General features: G+C 38.4%; 17 protein-coding genes. 12 read left to right on the top strand and 5 right to left on the bottom strand.

What is annotated here, in order from left to right; genetic code table 11:
* Positions 1-19 precede the first annotated feature (19 nt).
* The gene (locus EM808_RS19995; RefSeq protein WP_127740067.1) at positions 20-535 is read left to right on the top strand and encodes a type 1 glutamine amidotransferase domain-containing protein; all 516 of its coding nucleotides are present in this window, start codon (positions 20-22) and stop codon (positions 533-535) included.
* A 247-nt stretch (positions 536-782) separates the two neighbouring features.
* Here EM808_RS19995 and EM808_RS19990 read toward each other — a convergent pair whose 3' ends face one another.
* Complete coding sequence (locus EM808_RS19990; protein WP_127740065.1) at positions 783-1,007, bottom strand: DUF1128 domain-containing protein; 225 nt, start codon at positions 1,005-1,007, stop codon at positions 783-785.
* A gap of 191 nt (positions 1,008-1,198) precedes the next feature.
* On the opposite strand from EM808_RS19990, the gene EM808_RS19985 reads away from it, so the two are divergent.
* The 3 genes from EM808_RS19985 (at position 1,199) to EM808_RS19975 (ending at position 3,045) form a co-directional block, all read left to right on the top strand.
* Positions 1,199-1,672, top strand: a complete 474-nt coding sequence (locus EM808_RS19985) for a low molecular weight protein-tyrosine-phosphatase (protein ID WP_127740063.1) — start codon at positions 1,199-1,201, stop codon at positions 1,670-1,672.
* Between the two features lie 31 nt (positions 1,673-1,703).
* Positions 1,704-2,102 (top strand): YtxH domain-containing protein, encoded by a 399-nt coding sequence (locus tag EM808_RS19980; protein ID WP_127740061.1) that lies wholly within the window; start codon positions 1,704-1,706, stop codon positions 2,100-2,102.
* A 121-nt stretch (positions 2,103-2,223) separates the two neighbouring features.
* Entirely contained in the window at positions 2,224-3,045 is an 822-nt protein-coding gene (locus EM808_RS19975; protein ID WP_127740059.1) for a YihY/virulence factor BrkB family protein, read from the top strand.
* Positions 3,046-3,271: 226 nt separating this feature from the next.
* On the opposite strand, the gene EM808_RS19970 is transcribed toward EM808_RS19975, so the two are convergent.
* The 3 genes from EM808_RS19970 to EM808_RS19960 form a co-directional block, all read right to left on the bottom strand.
* Positions 3,272-5,197: a heavy metal translocating P-type ATPase gene (locus tag EM808_RS19970; RefSeq protein WP_127740057.1), complete on the bottom strand. Its 1,926-nt coding sequence runs from the start codon at positions 5,195-5,197 to the stop codon at positions 3,272-3,274.
* A gap of 199 nt (positions 5,198-5,396) precedes the next feature.
* Positions 5,397-6,572 carry an MFS transporter gene (locus EM808_RS19965; protein WP_127740055.1) on the bottom strand — a complete coding sequence of 392 codons (1,176 nt, stop codon included), beginning with the start codon at positions 6,570-6,572 and terminating at the stop codon, positions 5,397-5,399.
* Between the two features lie 145 nt (positions 6,573-6,717).
* Positions 6,718-7,137, bottom strand: coding sequence for a pyridoxamine 5'-phosphate oxidase family protein (locus tag EM808_RS19960; protein ID WP_127740053.1), 420 nt, complete (start codon positions 7,135-7,137; stop codon positions 6,718-6,720).
* A 233-nt stretch (positions 7,138-7,370) separates the two neighbouring features.
* Between EM808_RS19960 and cax the strand changes: the two genes are divergently transcribed.
* The 3 genes from cax (at position 7,371) to EM808_RS19945 (ending at position 10,375) form a co-directional block, all read left to right on the top strand.
* Positions 7,371-8,444: a calcium/proton exchanger gene (gene cax / locus EM808_RS19955; protein ID WP_127740051.1), complete on the top strand. Its 1,074-nt coding sequence runs from the start codon at positions 7,371-7,373 to the stop codon at positions 8,442-8,444.
* A gap of 401 nt (positions 8,445-8,845) precedes the next feature.
* Complete coding sequence (locus EM808_RS19950; protein ID WP_127740049.1) at positions 8,846-9,457, top strand: YczE/YyaS/YitT family protein; 612 nt, start codon at positions 8,846-8,848, stop codon at positions 9,455-9,457.
* Positions 9,458-9,649: 192 nt separating this feature from the next.
* Positions 9,650-10,375 (top strand): YfkD famly protein, encoded by a 726-nt coding sequence (locus EM808_RS19945; protein WP_396897780.1) that lies wholly within the window; start codon positions 9,650-9,652, stop codon positions 10,373-10,375.
* A 35-nt stretch (positions 10,376-10,410) separates the two neighbouring features.
* Here EM808_RS19945 and yfkAB read toward each other — a convergent pair whose 3' ends face one another.
* Entirely contained in the window at positions 10,411-11,601 is a 1,191-nt protein-coding gene (gene yfkAB / locus EM808_RS19940; RefSeq protein WP_127740047.1) for a radical SAM/CxCxxxxC motif protein YfkAB, read from the bottom strand.
* A 187-nt stretch (positions 11,602-11,788) separates the two neighbouring features.
* On the opposite strand from yfkAB, the gene EM808_RS19935 reads away from it, so the two are divergent.
* From EM808_RS19935 to EM808_RS19920, 5 genes are all read left to right on the top strand, one after another.
* Entirely contained in the window at positions 11,789-13,318 is a 1,530-nt protein-coding gene (locus EM808_RS19935; RefSeq protein ID WP_127740045.1) for a recombinase family protein, read from the top strand.
* Complete coding sequence (locus EM808_RS19930) at positions 13,315-13,893, top strand: recombinase family protein (RefSeq protein ID WP_127740043.1); 579 nt, start codon at positions 13,315-13,317, stop codon at positions 13,891-13,893. The genes EM808_RS19935 and EM808_RS19930 overlap by 4 nt, the downstream gene beginning before the upstream one ends.
* 439 nt (positions 13,894-14,332) lie before the next feature.
* The gene (locus EM808_RS28710) at positions 14,333-14,470 is read left to right on the top strand and encodes a hypothetical protein (protein ID WP_164849730.1); all 138 of its coding nucleotides are present in this window, start codon (positions 14,333-14,335) and stop codon (positions 14,468-14,470) included.
* A 123-nt stretch (positions 14,471-14,593) separates the two neighbouring features.
* Positions 14,594-15,616: a DUF3231 family protein gene (locus EM808_RS19925; protein WP_127740041.1), complete on the top strand. Its 1,023-nt coding sequence runs from the start codon at positions 14,594-14,596 to the stop codon at positions 15,614-15,616.
* Positions 15,617-15,647: 31 nt separating this feature from the next.
* On the top strand, positions 15,648-16,160 hold the full coding sequence (locus EM808_RS19920) for a DUF5683 domain-containing protein (RefSeq protein WP_127740039.1): 513 nt from the start codon (positions 15,648-15,650) through the stop codon (positions 16,158-16,160).
* The last annotated feature ends 242 nt before the right edge of the window (positions 16,161-16,402 follow it).

Below are 16,402 nucleotides of genomic sequence, written 5' to 3'. Positions count from 1 at the left end.
AGAAGGAGATGTTCCCTATATGAGTAAAATTGCAACATTAATAACTAATATGTTCGAGGATTCAGAGTATACGGAGCCGGCAAAGTCCTTCAAGGAAGCTGGACATGAGGTAGTGACAATTGAGTTCGAAGCTGGAAAAACAGTGACAGGCAAACAAAAGGAAGCGGAAGTAAAAATCGATAAAAGTATCGATGATGTTACTCCAGATGAGTTTGATGCGTTGTTTATTCCTGGTGGATTTTCGCCTGACCAGCTCCGTGGAGATGATCGTGCTGTTGCATTTGCAAAATCCTTTATGGAAAGCAATAAACCAGTATTCGCAATCTGTCACGGACCGCAGCTATTGATTACAGCTAAAACATTAGAAGGAAGAAATGCAACTGGGTACAAGTCTATTAAAGTAGACATGGAATATGCAGGCGCAACTTATAAAGATGAAGAGGTAGTAGTTTGCGGCGGCCAGCTTGTGACAAGCAGAACACCAGAGGATATTCCTGCATTTACTAGAGAATCTTTAAAGCTTCTTGAGAAATAAAGTGTAAACAAAAACAGGATTAAAACTGAACTATTATCAATTAATAGTTCAGTTTTTTTATTTAGAGCTTGTTTCTGTATAAGTCCAATAATAACCGGAAACCACTCGACTGCTAAGGGAAATAAAGGACCATTTAGACCCCGGAGGCGAAGACGAGCGTGCAACCGGCTCCATTGTTTCAAAGTTAGTTGAAATTATCTATCAGTGTTTTCAATTCGTTTATCCAATCCTCCTAAAGAAGCTTGGATTATTTCTTACGCAAGTTTCCTAATTCCTCAGCTAATGCCTGCATTTCATTTGGGCTAAAAGAATCTCTTTTCATAATATGCTCATAAATTTCCTTTAACTCCACATACATCTCTTCATCAAAATGTGTTGGTTTGATTGCGCCGAAATTTAGCACCTTCAGCTTTTCTTTTATTTGTTCAATCATATATTCTACGTTTTCAGTTGATTTAATTTCTAAGTTCAAAAAAATCTCTCCTTTTTGCAGGATCTTAGATCAAGCAAATCTTTTGTCCCACTTTTTTTCTATCTTTTCATGTGCACGAACAAATGTCAATTCATATTTGTCTTTTCAAAACGAAGCAAATTAAGATAAGCTAAAACAAAACATGCTGTTAGGAATTAATGTATGTTCTTATGAAATGGAGGAAAAATAAGATGGAAGTTCGTGTGTTATTTATTTGCTTAGGAAATATTTGTCGTTCACCAATGGCAGAGGCAATTTTTCGGGATCTTGTCAAAAAAGAAAAGTTGCAAGACCACATTACATGCGATTCAGCAGGTACTGGCGGGTGGCATACAGGGAATCCGCCGCACCAAGGAACAAGAGAGATATTGAAAAAGAACTTGATTAGCGATACAGGGATATTGGCAAGGCAGCTGCAAACAGCTGATTTGGACAGCTTCGACTATTTAATTGCGATGGATAACAGCAATCGGGAAAATATCAGGCTTTTAAATGAACAACTCGAAGAAATTGAAGTTCATTTGCTGATGGATTTCGCAGAAAATCGGGTATATGAAGAAGTACCTGACCCTTATTATACTGGCAACTTTGATGAGGTATACAAAATGGTAACAGATGGTTGTAGGGGATTGCTGAGAAGCATCAGGAATAAATATCATCTGTAATTATCTAATTCTAAACGGAAGGAAGATGCATATGGCACAGATTAGCTTAGTGAAAGGGATTTTATTAGGCGGTTTGATAGGAGCTTCTCTAAGTATGCTTGATAAACAAACAAGGAAGAATTCCATGTACAAAATGAGGAATCTAAAGTCCTCCTTCACCGATTTTGACTCAATGAGCACAAGTATTACAGATACATCTGAAAAGGTAAAGCTAACAGCTGAGAAGGTTTCAAGCGATGTTGCATTCATTATGGAAAAGGTCGAGGAGCTAAAAGAGGTTACACCGACAATCGCAAGCATTGTGAAGGAAACGAAGGATGCTTTCACTACAGGCAGCAGTACTCATGAGGAGGAGTACAAGCCGCATGGATTAACATCAAGCATATCAAGCACATCAAGCACACAGTACTTGCCTCAGTATACACACTAACCCTAGACTTTTATAGCTAATGCCTGTCCTAAGGGGATAATATAAAGAACAGGTTTGTCCTTACGGGAAGTAGGGGAAAAGAACAATATTAGCTAAACCGACAAATAGGCAGGTGGGGTTTATGGGAGAGGCAACTAGTTTTGTGAAGCAATTAGCAGTAAAAATAAAAAATGATGATGTGTTTGATCTTGCGGCACAGCTCGCGTATTACTTTTTACTTTCAATTTTTCCGCTGATCATTTTTATGATGACATTATTGCCGTATTTGCCAATCACAAAGGATGATTTGTTAAATTTGATTTCACAATTTGCTCCAGGCGATAGTATGGATATCATTGAAACAAACCTGGAGCAAGTTCTCAGCAGAAACGGGACATTGCTTTCCTTTGGTATCATTGCAACAATTTGGTCTGCATCAAATGGGTTGAATGCGATTATAAAGGCACTCAATAAAGCATATGAAGTAGAAGAAACACGTTCCTTTATTGTGGCAAGAGCCATGTCTGTTGTATTAACACTAGGTATGATTGCTGTTGTGGTGATCGCATTGCTGCTGCCAGTGTTTGGAGAGCAGATAGGTGTGTTTTTGTTTTCGCAATTCAATTTATCGGATGAGTTTTTAAGTGTTTGGAGAGCGCTGCGCTTTTTAGTGTCTCCTGTCATCTTGTTTATTGTTTTCCTTGCATTATACTGGGTAGCTCCAAACAAGAAAATCACTTGTGTAAGTGCCATTCCTGGTGCTCTTTTTGCATCAATAGGGTGGGTGCTTGTATCATTGGGCTTTTCCTTTTATGTAGGTAATTTCGGCAATTATTCAGCAACATATGGCGGGATTGGGGCAATTATCGTGCTAATGATCTGGTTTTATTTAACTGGAATTATTATCATCATTGGCGGAATTGTCAACGCGATATTCACAAGCCGCAAGAAGAAGCCTTGCTAAATTGCCAGCATATGTGCAAAAAGACCGAATTTTACCTCTTATAATAAGGACCAGAAAACATAAAATAAGCTTGGGGAAATTATTATAACGGGGTGATAACAATGGGCAAAAAGACTAAACAAAACAGTAAAAGTAAGCCAAAACATAAAACATCCGGTTCATCAAATGGACAAAACGGTTATCACTAAATAAAAGAGCAGCCACTAACATAGTGGCTGCTTTTTTGTTAGCTTCGCAGTAGGCGAAGACTGTTGAGAATGACAAGAATGGTGCTGCCTTCATGGCCGATTACGCCGAAGGGAAGATCAACTGCTTGCAGGAGATTAGAAATAATCAGGAGCATAATGACAGTGATAGAAAATACAACATTTTGTTTGACGATTCTATTCATGCGTTTTGATAATTTTATTGCTTCAGCAATTTTTGGTAGATCATTCTTCATAAGAACAATGTCTGCTGTCTCAAGGGCCACATCTGTCCCTCCGCCCATTGCAATTCCTACTTGTGCAGTAGCAAGTGCAGGTGCATCATTGATGCCGTCACCAACCATAGCCACAATACCATATCGATTCTTTAATGCCTTTATATGATCAACCTTTTGTTCTGGCAGACATTCTGCTATATACTCATGGACAATGCTTTCCTTGGCAATAGCATGGGCTGTCTTTTCACTGTCACCAGTCAGCATAAGTGTATGAATTTGATAATCCTTCAACAGCTGAATTGCTGCTTGTGTTTCTTTGCGGACAATATCCTTTAAACCGATACATGCGATTATTTCGTCGTTTGTTGCAATAAAAACTACTGTTTTTCCTTCCAGCGATAGCTGGTCATAAATGGAGGCATGGAAGCTTTTGGCTTCACTTGCTCCCACAAAATCTGCTTTTCCGATTTTCCATTCTACCCCATCAATATTTGCAGTGACGCCCCAACCAGAGCTGTTCTGAACATTAGCAAGTGCCAAAAGCGGCTTTTGAATAGTTGCAGCTGCACTCTCCACGATTGCTTTGGCTAGTGGATGATTCGAGTGATTTTCGATGCTTGCTGCATAAAGGAGTACCGTTTCCTTCTTATAGCCCTCCTTCACATAAATATCTGTTACAGACGGATTTCCTTTTGTAAGTGTTCCTGTTTTGTCAAAGGCAATGGCCTGGACTGCTGCCAAATTTTCTAAATGGACGCCGCCTTTAAACAATATCCCATTTCGTGCGCCATTAGAAATGGCAGACAAAGTTGCAGGCATGATGCTTGCCACAAGTGCGCAAGGGGAAGCAACAACAAGGAGAATCATTGCTCTGTAGAATGTTTCATTCCAACTCCAGCCTAACACGAAATGAGGCAGGAACATCATGATGACAACAATGGCTAATACTACCTTTACATAAGCGCCTTCAAACTTTTCTATAAATGCTTGGGCAGGTGACTTTTCACTTTGTGCCGACTGTACAAGTGCAATAATTTTTTGGAAAAGTGTTTCATCAGCATTTTTAGTTATTTCAACTGTCACAGAGCCGCTGATATTTACTGTCCCAGCGAAAACTTCATCAGCAATATTTTTCGTTACAGGCAGTGATTCACCGGTTATAGCTGCTTCATCTATTGCCGTTTCGCCTGAAAGTATCCTTCCATCTGCTGGCACCCTTTCGCCTGGCTTTATTAAAATACGGTCATTGATGGAAAGGGAAGCTACAGGAATAAGCTCTACTGAGCCATCAGCCATAACCTTCCATGCCTTTTCAGGCTGAAGATTCATCAATGCAGATATTTCTTTATGACTTTTATTCATTGTATATGTTTCGAGAGCCCCGCTTACAGCGAAAATAAAGATCAGTACAGCTCCTTCTGTCCAATAGCCAATAATTGCCGAGCCAATAGCAGCAAACACCATCAACATCTCGACATTTAATGCTTTGTTTTCAATCGTCTCTTCAATACCTTCCTTCGCTTTAGCGTAGCCGCCGATGATAAATGCGAGTATATACGAGATAGTGGATAGTGCCTCTGAATGATAGTGATCAAGCAGCCAGCCTGTAAGAATCAACAGCCCGCATATTCCTGCAGCAATTAGTTCCACATGTGGCAGGATCTTTTCTAACAAGGGTGACTTAGGTGCAGGTGCTTGTTGTGTGATTGGTTTTGTTTCCGTCAACATAGGTATTCCTCCTAATTTTTTATATTATTAATGAGAAAGATAATCAGCTTCATTACCCCTAAAAAACACGAAAGCTGCCACCTGTATAGGTGACAGCAAAATTTCATAAGCACGCTGGTAAAACCAGACTTCGTGCTTTTATTCGTATTTAGTTATTTTTATCCTAACATAAACTAACAGCAATTGGTATACTTTTGCCTTAATTTGGGACTGTATTTGCTTGCTTCTGACCTTTTTGCTTACCAGAAATAAAAATGATTAAACCTAATAGCAATAGCATTGTACTTATAACAAGGAAATAGCTGAGATCTTCAACATATTGAATAAACAGCCCACCAAGATATGGTCCTGTTAAGCTGCCGATGCTGAATGCCATTCCACACAGCAGATTTCCAGTTGGCAGCAGTGTTGTCGGCACTAGGTCGGTCATATAGCTGACACCAAGAGAAAAGGTGGACCCAACTGCCATACCAGCAATGAACAGACAAATGGCAAGCCCGATAAATCTTTGCTCCACAAAGCTTGCTGAAAGGAAACAGACAAAGCCAACAAAAAGAATGGTAATTAATGTTCTTCTTCGTCCGTAAGAATCGCTTAATATTCCAAGCGGGAACTGAAAAACAATCGCTCCAATGGAAAAGCATGTTAATAGAATCGAGATTTCAGAAAGCTGGAAGTCCAGTCTCAGTCCGTAAACGGGAAAGCTGGAGTTTAAGCTCGATTCCAAAAAACCATATGCCAAGGGAGGAAGAAAGGCTGCCCACGCATATTTTAAAGCAGAAGAAAAACGAGAAATTGTATCTTTAAATGAATTTGTCTCAACTGTTTGCTCAGGAAAATCATTCTTCAAGAACAAGGTGAATATCCATGCAGCAAAGCATAAGGCTGATGAGAGTATAAAAGGAATGGCCTCATTTATTTTCACTAATGGTGTCATAAGGGGGCCAACTGCAAATCCGATGCCAAAAAACACGCCATACAAGGAGATATTCCTTCCTCTGTTTTTTTCTGAGGAAACAGTTGTAATCCATGTTTGTGTTGCAAAATGGAGGGCGTGATCTCCAATACCGATAAGCAAACGCAAAAAGAACCAAAACCAGAATGTTTTCCATAGCGGAAACATAGCTAATGATAAAATAACGAGCAGCCCGCCAAAAACAATCGCTGGTTTATATCCGTATTTTCGGAGCGGGTATTCCATAAAAGGAGAAATGAGCAGGATGCCCATGTATAAGCCTACTGCATTCAAGCCATTTAAACTCGAAGACAGCCCGTCACCTTCAAAGATAACAGCAATCAGTGGAAGCAGCATCCCTTGGCTGAAGCCAGATATGCTGACAATGCTGATTAGTATTGCAAACTTTTTGTTAGTCATTATGTAAATGCTCCTTATAGCTGTATAAAAAAATTTAGTATCCCTAAATAATGGTAACGTAAGGAGAGAAGGATTGGCAATAAAAAATTTCCATTTAAAAAAAGAAAGCTGCCGCTTTAGAAATAGCGGCAGCTTGTTTTTTGTTTTACAGTTCAAGCACTTCTGCTTTTGAAGCAGAATCGGCAAAATAACGAATTTTCTGTGGCTTCAATTGTAATAGCACATAATTGGGATCATCCGGACCACCAAGCCATTTGCTGAGCGAGTCATCCCAATATTTTTCTTTTTTATCTTTTGAATCCTCAATAGAGGCTGTTGCCTCAATTTCACAATATGCACCAGAAGGGTTAGCATCTTGAGCACCTAAAAGAATATGAACATTTGGTTCTTGTCCAATGTCATCAACTTTATGTGTTTCTTTATTTGTTGCTGTATAAAGTGTCAGGTCATCGTGGAAGAAAAGCATAAAGCGGCTGTATGGTTTGTAGTCCTGTATTGTCGCTAATGTGCCAGTTTTTTGATTTTTGAATAGTTCCAGTATCTTTGTCTTTAATGCTTCACTCATGATTTGAAAAACTCCTTTCCATTCCTTGTTAGTATTGGTGGATTATCTGTATTTTATATACCCTAATTTCTAATCAAAAAAGCAGAAAATGTTGGTATATTACGGAATGGTTTAGATAAACCTGAAATATACTGGTCTGTGAACTGTGAGAAGATAAAGGTTTGAAAAAAATGAGTTTAGGAAAAATATAGTCAGGGAAAATTTTAATGTTAAAAATAAAAGGAGTGGGGTAAGTGGTAAATAAAATTTTTGCCCTGGCAGTCTTCATTGGGGTTCCAATATCCGTTATTGGCTCATTGCTGCACTGGCCGAGCATTCTCATGTTTATCGTATACTGTTTGACTATCATTGCCCTCTCAAGCTTTATGGGGAGAGCGACAGAAAGCTTGGCGATTGTCGCCGGACCAAGAATTGGCGGTTTGCTTAATGCCACATTTGGAAATGCAGTCGAATTAATCATTGCGATTTTTGCCTTGAGGGAGGGGCTGACAGAGGTTGTTTTGGCTTCCTTGACAGGTTCCGTTCTTGGAAACCTGCTGCTTGTAGCAGGACTGTCCTTTTTTATTGGCGGCCTTAAATACAAGGTCCAAACATATAATGTGTTTGATGCAAGACATAATTCAGGCTTGCTGATGTTTGCGGTCATCGTTGCATTTGTTATTCCAGAGGTTTTCTCTATTTCCATGAACGAATCAGAAACATTAACATTAAGTATTGGAATTTCCATTATTCTTATTTTGTTATACTTAGCAGCACTATTCTTTAAGCTTGTTACACATCGAGGAGTATATCAAACAGAAAATAATAAAGAGGGTGGAGCAGCAGGAAGCCATCATGAAGAGGTGCCTGAGTGGAGTGTAAAGAGAAGTATACTAATACTCGCCCTTGCAACATTGGCGGTTGCCTACATATCCGAGAATCTTGTTCATACATTTGAAATTGTTGCAGAATCGTTCGGATGGTCAGAGCTGTTTATCGGGATAATTATCGTCGCGATTGTTGGGAATGCAGCAGAACATGCTTCTGCAGTCCTTATGGCATATAAAAACAAGATGGACATTTCTGTTGAGATTGCAATTGGTTCCACCTTGCAGGTAGCAATGTTTGTAGCACCTGTGCTCGTATTGCTATCGCTTATGTTCCCGACAAACCTGTCCCTTGTATTCAGCTTGCCAGAGTTAGTTTCGATGGCATCCGCTGTTTTACTCATGATTATCATCTCAAATGATGGGGAAACAAACTGGTTTGAAGGAGCAACATTGCTTGCTGCCTACTTGATTATGGGGGTAGGGTTCTACCTGCTGTAAATCGTCCTTTTAAAAACATAAAGCCGTCCAGCTTTCTTTACAGCTGGACGGCTTTTTATAGTTGGCATCACCTTTATCGTTTTGATTCAGGCTAAATAAGTATAATTATTGTTTGATTATGTTTCCACGGACAAAATCAAGTCGCTTTCATCGGACCACCACCAACTTTTCTTTAATAGATACGGTTAATGCTAAACTGTCCTTTGTCAAAAATGGTCTATCCTCCTTTTGTATTAAGCGAAGTGATTAGCTGCCCTCCTTTTGTTTGATAAGCCTATTATAATATAAATTTAGATTAATGTAAATATTCAGTTAATTTAATTTTAAGGTTTTTGTACAAGTTTTCTGAGACTAGCGCATATGTATAAAAGACGAGCCTAAAAGAAAGGAGGAGTTATCATATGGCTTTGTTTTACCGGAGCCTTTTTTATGTTGTTGGGCTGCTGATTTTGTCATTTGGAGCGACATTGACCATTAAAGCGAATTTGGGAGCAGGACCTTGGGATGCCTTGAATGTTGGCTTATCGGCATTAATTGGCTTAACAATTGGCAGCTGGATTGTCATTATCGGCATCCTGCTAATCTTCGTTAATGCACTTTTGCTAAGGAGAAAGCCTGCATTGCTGTCATTGTTCACTGTGTTTATTCTCGGATTTTTTGTTGATTTTTGGATGGCTCATCTTATAAATGTTTTCAATTATTTTCTGTTTATGAACCAGCTGCTCCTGTTAATTGGTGGACTTGTTATTATCGGACTGGGAATTTCTCTATACTTGCAAGCGAGTTTTCCTTTGAACCCAATTGACGAATTTATGGTGAGTCTGCAGGAACGCTTTGGTCTTAATATCATGGCATCCAAGCTAATCGGCGAAATTTTGGCATTGATTTTTGCCTTTATGGTTAATGGACCAATCGGAGTTGGAACAGTCATTATTGCGATTGGAATCGGACCTGCCATTCAAGTGTTCCATCCAATATGCTGCGGGATCATGGATAAATTGGCGATTAAATAGCCTCTTAAAAAAATTGTTGTCTAAAGTAGCATAATCTAGGCGAACTCCGAAAAAAATAACAGTAAACATTACTGTTAGGTTTGAAAGGAGTTCTTTAATTTGAAACGCATTGGTATTATTCTATTAGCTTTTCTAATGATGCTGCCTAATATTGCACCAGCATTTGCAGAAAAACCGAAGGACAAGCAAGATATGCCAAAGTCAAAGCTTGTTGCTATCCCGAATTCGGTCATGAATATCACGAAGGAAAACACCTATCCAAACCCTTCTCAGGACTTGCCGAAGCTGCAGCCAAGTGAGCTGACACAGACGCTAATTAATTCCTCAAAGGTGAAGATAGAGAACCCAGACTTGATTCGCATGCTTAATGAGACATCTGTTAACAGCACACCTTTTGCAATTGGTTATAAAGCGATTGTTTATATTGGTCAATGGCCATTAAACTACGAGTCGACAGAAACTGCTCCAAACTGGGAATACCAAAAAATAAATACAAATTTTTATGACAACAGAGGTGGCAAGGCACCATATCAAATCCATTACGTACAAGAATCACAAAAAATCATCAGAGGCGGTTTGACTGCTAAAATACCGAATGCAGAAGAAGTCAAAAAAATGATGATGCTAAAAGCAATGCAAAATTCAGGGCTGCCACTTGCCTTTGAAACAGTGATAGGAACTGGAACGAAAAAAGACCAAATTTATAACATCCCAGCCAAAAGACTAGGCTATTTATACGGATATGCACCTGCTGTAAATGAAAAAGGAAAGGTCACATACGGCGAAGTGTATTTAATGCTTAAGGGTGGTAAAAAGTCGATTGTCGTCAAAAACGTTACATCCCAAGGCATCGGGGCGTGGATTCCTGTTCAGGATCATGTTTCCTTTGGATTCCTTGCAAGCGAAAAACCGAGATAATAAACAAAGCAGCGATAATCATCGCTGCTTTTATTTTAGCGTGTTATTAACGCTGTATTTTTTGTGAAGTCGATATTACGATAATAGCTGTTTTTGACAAGCACGTTCGGACCAAGACATTGCACACTTGGGCAATGGCAGTTAAGTGAGGAAGCAAGGTCTGTTGCCATCCACTTCTCAAAGATGTCCGGAAGCTTATCTGTTTTAATATTTCCAAGGGCTGGCGTATCACCGAAGTCTGTAACGATAACATCTCCTGAGAAGATGTTAACATTCAAACGGGAACGGCCGTCTGGATCATTGCGGACAGTGACGTTTTTACTTGCGTATAAACGCTTTAAAAGCTCCTGATCTTCTTTAGTGCTGCTGCATGGATAAAACGGCAGTGTACCAAAAAGCATCCATACATTTTCATCTCTAATATCAAGTAAATGATGAATGCTTTGACGCATTTCCTCTAGTGACAAAGTTTCCATAGTAGAAGCGAAGTCATAAGGGTACATAGACTGTAATGAATCTTGCGACTTGTTGAATGCTGTCATAGCAACAAACCCACTCTCATACATAGGATGAATTTCATGCCTTTTACATCCCATATCATCTACTATCTGCTTATGAATCTTTTCTAAATGAGGTAAAGTACTTCTGTTTAGCATAGTCTCAGCAGATACCAAAACTCCTAAGTCAGATAATGCTCTAGAATTAGTAATAATTCTGTCAAACATTGCTTTTCTCTGTTCTCTAGAAGGTTTTCTGTTCATCATGGCAAAGCCTACATCTATAAACTCATCTTCTGTTCCCCAATTATGGGAAATGTGTAGTACATCTAAGTAAGGTGCAATCATCATATATCTGTCTAGTTCTAGAGTTAGATTAGAATTTATCTGAGTATAGATACCTCTGTTGTGAGCATATTTCAATAAAGGCAATACATAGTTTTGTACTGACTTTAAGGAAAGCATAGGCTCTCCACCAGTGATACTGATTGTTCTTAATGTTGGTATCTCATCTAGTCTCTGTAGTAATAATTCTATAGGAAGTGCTGGAGCATCTTTGTGAGTAAGTAATTGACCTACAGCACAATGGGCACATCTCATATTGCAGAGATTAGTTGTAGTAAATTCTATGCTAGATAGAGCAGGTTTACCATATTGCTCTACATCTAAATAAGCTTCCCAAGCATCATTCTGAGGAGAGCTTTTAAATTTTGTTATTTGTTTATTCATGTAAATTACTCCTATCTTATTCATACCTTATTATTATGAGCAGTTGTTATAACTTATGTCAATCAATGCAAAGTACATTTTAATATTGAATGTAATAAATCTTGCAACCTTTTGAAAACTTGATATAATAAGTAATATAATCAGCAATGTACTTGTAGTACAGGGTATTGAGAGGAGATAGAAAGCTATGGCAAAGGGACATAAAAAGCTAGTAGCTATATATGTCAGAAAGTCAAGGCTCAAGGATGCAGACTCTATGGAGATAAGCAGACAGCTAGAGTTACTTACTGACTATGCAGAAAAGAATAACATGGAGTATGAGGTATTTTCTGAGGAAGGTAGCTCAGAGGATTGGAATAGAGCTGAGTTCCAAAGAATGTTAATGGAACTTAAAAGGAATATTTATGATGGAGTCCTTTGTACAGACCAAGATAGGATAACAAGGGACAGGACAGACTTTGGACTGTTTGTAAGATTTATGAAAGCTGAGGCTCTACAGTTTTATACCTTGAATAAGACATATAACTTTATGAATGATGAGGATGTATTTGTAACAGGTATCCAGTCAGAGATGGATAATCATTTTATGAGGATGACCAAGAGAAAGCTAAGGAGAGGAAGGATACAGGCAATTAAGAAAGGAGTTTACTTTGGGATAGCTCCTTATGGGTATGCAAAAGATGAGCAAAAGCATCTACTGCCTCATCCTGAGGAGTCTAAGGTAGTAGAGGATATTTACAGGATGTATGTCCATGAGGGATTAAATCAGGCTGAGATATGTGAGCAGTTGACTCTGACAGGTAAAAAGACTAGAGCAGGTAAAAACTTTACTCCAAGAACTACCTCCCTTATATTGTCTAACATAGCTTACAGAGGGACTGTACATTATGAACTACAGGGAGAGGATGTTATTACTGTAGAGGAGGCTCATCCTGCCTTAGTAGATGCAAGTACCTACAATAAGGCTCAGGAGCTTAGAGCAGGGAAAAGAAAAGTACCTCAGGCATCTCAGAGAGGAGTATATACATTGTCTAGGTTGCTTGTATGTCCTAGTTGTGGGCAGACCTTATCCTTTTGTATGAAGTATGCTAAAAGGTCAGGCAGAAATAATTTAGACAAGTCTCAGAGAGAGCTATACCTCCTTAACTGCTATGCAAGTAAGTCCCAAAAAGCTAAGCAGGAGCATACAGGAGAGAGATGTAAAAACAATGCTACTAAGTCATCTAGAGTAGAGGAGGTTGTGTTTAGTAAATTAAATCAGCATCTTACTGACCTAGATACAAAGATAGAGGCTATTGTAGCAGGAGATACATCTTTTCTAAGCTCAGTAGCCATTAAACAGCAGGAACTGACTCTCCAATATAACAAGCTAGATGAGCAAAAGAAAAGGGTGCAGGATGGCTTTAAAGCAGGTATCTATGAGCAGGATGAGGCTACTGCTGAGATTAAAGCTATTAAGGAGCAACAGCTACAGATAGAAAAGGAGCTAACAGGATTAGAGGGAGCAGATGCTAAGTCTGAGGTAGACAAGCATAAGAAAGCTAAGGCTAAAATTGAGATGCTTTTGTCTATGGATACTGAGGCTAATCCTACTAAGGCTAATAAGTTGTTACATGATGTTATTGATAAGGTTTACTACTGGAAAGAGCTATCAGACAGAGATGGAAAGCCTAAGCCTTTTGAAATAAGGATTGTATATAAGGAAGAGCAAGTATGAGCAGACAGATAGGATACATGAGAATCAGTACTAATAAGGAGGAACAAAAGTTTGATAGACAGGAGGCACAGCTTAAGGCTTTAGGCTGTCAGGTTATATTTGCAGATAGAATGTCAGGAGCTAAGAGGGACAGACCTGAGCTTAATAAGATGCTGTCAGAGCTACAGGCAGGAGATACTGTCCATATTGTAGCTATTGACAGACTAAGCAGGTCTACAAAAGACCTCCTAGAGATTGTAGAGGCTATTAAGACAGCAGGAGCATCCTTAAAGAGTATTAATGATACATGGCTAGATACTACCTCTAATAATCCTATGAGTGATTTCCTCCTAACTGTTATGGGAGCTTTGGGACAGATGGAGAGACAGATGATACAGCAGAGAGTTAGAGAAGGTGTTAAGGTGGCTCAGGCTAAAGGAGTTACTTTTGGCAGACCTAAAAAGAATAAAAACAAAGTAGCCTATGCTATTGAACTGTACAATACAGGTCAGCATACTGTTAAGGAGATTACAGATATAACAGGAGTAAGTAAGGCTACATTATATAGAAAGATTAAAGAGGAGCAGACTGCCTAAGTCTCTCCTTTTTCTTTTGTCCTCCTTTCCTAACTATCTTGATGCTGTACAATAATGAGTATATTAAATATTGGCAGACTGTTAAAGAATGCTAAGGATTGGAGACTATATAGCATGAGGCTAGGAGTATCAGAGGAGAGACAGGCTTTGTTAATACATCCCTCTCAGACTTACATAAAAGGTCAGGAATGGCTGTTACTACTATCAGGAGAGCTCTATAGAGGAGCTTGAGTCTGTGGGAGTCCTTGAGGTCTCTCATAATACAGGAGCAGCTACTGATTAACAGGCTCATATTAGCAGGAGCATTACAAGAGAAAGCTACTAAGCTGTATTAGGAGGAGTTTTCTGCGCTTATTATGTCTAAGGCAGAGGCAGACAAGATAGAAGAGCTGTCTGAGGAGCTTAGGGTTGACTATCAGGAGGTTAAGAATGACTAAGGATGGCTGATGGATACCTAGATAAAATAGAGCTATTAGATGAGCTGTTAAAGGTAGGAGAAATAAAAGCATCTTACTATTATGAGCAGGTAGAAAAGCTAATGCTAGCTAGGAGAGAACATAAGGCAAACAATAAATAAATAGATGTAATAGAGAGCTTTGGCGATTGCTAAGGCTCTTTTTTTAGTTTGGTAAACATCCTACATTATTTAGGTAGTTATTGGGCAGTATAAGGAACATATTAATTTTTGGAGGTTACTTTTATGGAGGGACAAGGAAAACAAATCAGGCTAACATCAACAGAAATAGCTCAGCTTTGGACTCAATACATGAATGATAGTGCAAGTATTTGTATGCTAACTTACTTTTTAGAAAAGGCTGAGGATGCAGAAATAAAACCTGTAATTGCCCATGCCTTAGAGTTGTCTCAAGCTCATATACAAAAAATAACTGCAATATTTACTGAGGAAAAGAATAAATTACCCAATGGCTTTATGGTAGAGGAGGATGTTGATTTAACTGCTCCTAGGCTTTATTCTGACAGCTATGTATTAAACTTTATACATAATATGGCTAAAATTGGACTTACTGCTTATTCAGCAAGTTTAGCTGTAGCTATAAGAGCTGATATTACAGACTATTATATGGAATGTCTTACTGAGACTATGCAATTATATAAGATGGCAAAGGATTTACTTTTATCAAAAGGTCTATATACAAGACCTCCCTTCTTTCCAAATATAGGAGAATTTGAATATGTGGAGAAACAAAGTTTCATTTTAGATTTTTTTGGAGAAAAAAGACCTTTAATAGCATTAGAAGTATCTAATTTATACACTAATATTCAAAGGAATGCTTTAGGAGCAGTTACACTAGCTGGATTTAGTCAGGTTTCAAAGTCAAAGGATGTAACACAATTCTTTCTAAAGCTAATAGAAGTTGCAAAGAAACATGCTAAATTATTTGGAGCTAAGTTAGAGGAAAGTAATCTCCCTGCTCCATTGTCTTGGGGTTCAGATTTAACAGAAAGTACATCCTATACATTCTCAGATAAGCTCATGATGTTCTATACATCTGCATTAATTGCTTTAAGCGTTGGGTATTATGGTACAGCAATAGCTCAAAGCCCTAGAGTGGATTTAGCTGTTATGTATAACAGATTAACATTAGAGGTTCAGAAAATTTCTGAGAATGGAGCAAGTCTCATGATAAAAAACAAATGGATGGAACAGCCTCCAATAGCTCCTGACAGAGGTGAGTTAGCAAATAAAAATATTCAATCATAGGGGATAAAAAAATGTTATAAGGTGGAAAACCATGAATAATTCATATAAATCCCCTTGGGCATCTTTGTTATGGTCATTTGTGATACCTGGATTTGGTCAGTTTTATAATGGTCAATTCTTAATAGGAATTGTCTTAGTAGCTCTAGAGGTTTTAATTAACTCCTGCTCTAATTTAAACATGTCAATTTATCATACTTTTCATGGAGAGTTACAAAAGGCACATGAAGTTGTTAACTATAATTGGGGGTTATTTTATCCTTCCCTTTGGGGTTATGGTATGTGGCAAGCATATAATCAGGCTCTCACTATTAATAATAACCTTAGAGAAAAAGGAATAAAAGAACCATGTAAAAGGGCTGTTTTCACAGGTTTGCTTTATGGTTTTGTTGCAGGGATGGTTTTAGGTTTATTCTTTCAATTCATTCTGGTTAGTCCAGTCTATACAGGTCTTACTATTGGTATAATTGGAGCAGTTATTGGGCATTTAGTTGAAAAGTTGATTTTCAAGGGTAAGCAAAAGAAAGAGTCCAATACTTTGGGATAGGCTTTATAGCTTATCTCTTTTCTTATGCTTTGGCTGAGGCTATACCTTTTCCCCTCCGTTATAAAACAGGTAGCAAAATTTTTATAAGGCTTTGCCAAAAGTTAAGGAGGGTATGTGGAGCGTCTACACTTATCTGGACAGAAAAATTAAGGTCACGTACACTTGATCTAAAACAGATGAGGAGAACCCACTATGACAAAACGAGAACGCCGTACTTTCACGCCCGAGTTTAAAAAGCAAAT

The organism is Niallia taxi, from assembly GCF_004005475.1.
Classification (GTDB): domain Bacteria; phylum Bacillota; class Bacilli; order Bacillales; family Cytobacillaceae; genus Niallia; species Niallia taxi.
The sequence above is the reverse complement of the archived record's forward strand: the minus strand, read 5'-3'. Positions and strand labels throughout refer to the sequence as shown.

What these genes read in the sequence shown, in the direction of transcription:
- EM808_RS19960 (WP_127740053.1), bottom strand. Translation starts at nt 7,137, where the DNA reads ATGAGTGAAGCATTAAAGACAAAGATACTGGAACTATTCAAAAATCAA.
- EM808_RS19965 (WP_127740055.1), bottom strand. Translation starts at nt 6,572, where the DNA reads ATGACTAACAAAAAGTTTGCAATACTAATCAGCATTGTCAGCATATCT.
- EM808_RS19995 (WP_127740067.1), top strand. Translation starts at nt 20, where the DNA reads ATGAGTAAAATTGCAACATTAATAACTAATATGTTCGAGGATTCAGAG.
- EM808_RS19935 (WP_127740045.1), top strand. Translation starts at nt 11,789, where the DNA reads ATGGCAAAGGGACATAAAAAGCTAGTAGCTATATATGTCAGAAAGTCA.
- EM808_RS19930 (WP_127740043.1), top strand. Translation starts at nt 13,315, where the DNA reads ATGAGCAGACAGATAGGATACATGAGAATCAGTACTAATAAGGAGGAA.
- EM808_RS19970 (WP_127740057.1), bottom strand. Translation starts at nt 5,197, where the DNA reads ATGTTGACGGAAACAAAACCAATCACACAACAAGCACCTGCACCTAAG.
- EM808_RS19975 (WP_127740059.1), top strand. Translation starts at nt 2,224, where the DNA reads ATGGGAGAGGCAACTAGTTTTGTGAAGCAATTAGCAGTAAAAATAAAA.
- EM808_RS19980 (WP_127740061.1), top strand. Translation starts at nt 1,704, where the DNA reads ATGGCACAGATTAGCTTAGTGAAAGGGATTTTATTAGGCGGTTTGATA.
- EM808_RS19925 (WP_127740041.1), top strand. Translation starts at nt 14,594, where the DNA reads ATGGAGGGACAAGGAAAACAAATCAGGCTAACATCAACAGAAATAGCT.
- EM808_RS19985 (WP_127740063.1), top strand. Translation starts at nt 1,199, where the DNA reads ATGGAAGTTCGTGTGTTATTTATTTGCTTAGGAAATATTTGTCGTTCA.
- EM808_RS28710 (WP_164849730.1), top strand. Translation starts at nt 14,333, where the DNA reads ATGGCTGATGGATACCTAGATAAAATAGAGCTATTAGATGAGCTGTTA.
- yfkAB (WP_127740047.1), bottom strand. Translation starts at nt 11,601, where the DNA reads ATGAATAAACAAATAACAAAATTTAAAAGCTCTCCTCAGAATGATGCT.
- EM808_RS19920 (WP_127740039.1), top strand. Translation starts at nt 15,648, where the DNA reads ATGAATAATTCATATAAATCCCCTTGGGCATCTTTGTTATGGTCATTT.
- EM808_RS19945 (WP_396897780.1), top strand. Translation starts at nt 9,650, where the DNA reads ATGCCAAAGTCAAAGCTTGTTGCTATCCCGAATTCGGTCATGAATATC.
- EM808_RS19950 (WP_127740049.1), top strand. Translation starts at nt 8,846, where the DNA reads ATGGCTTTGTTTTACCGGAGCCTTTTTTATGTTGTTGGGCTGCTGATT.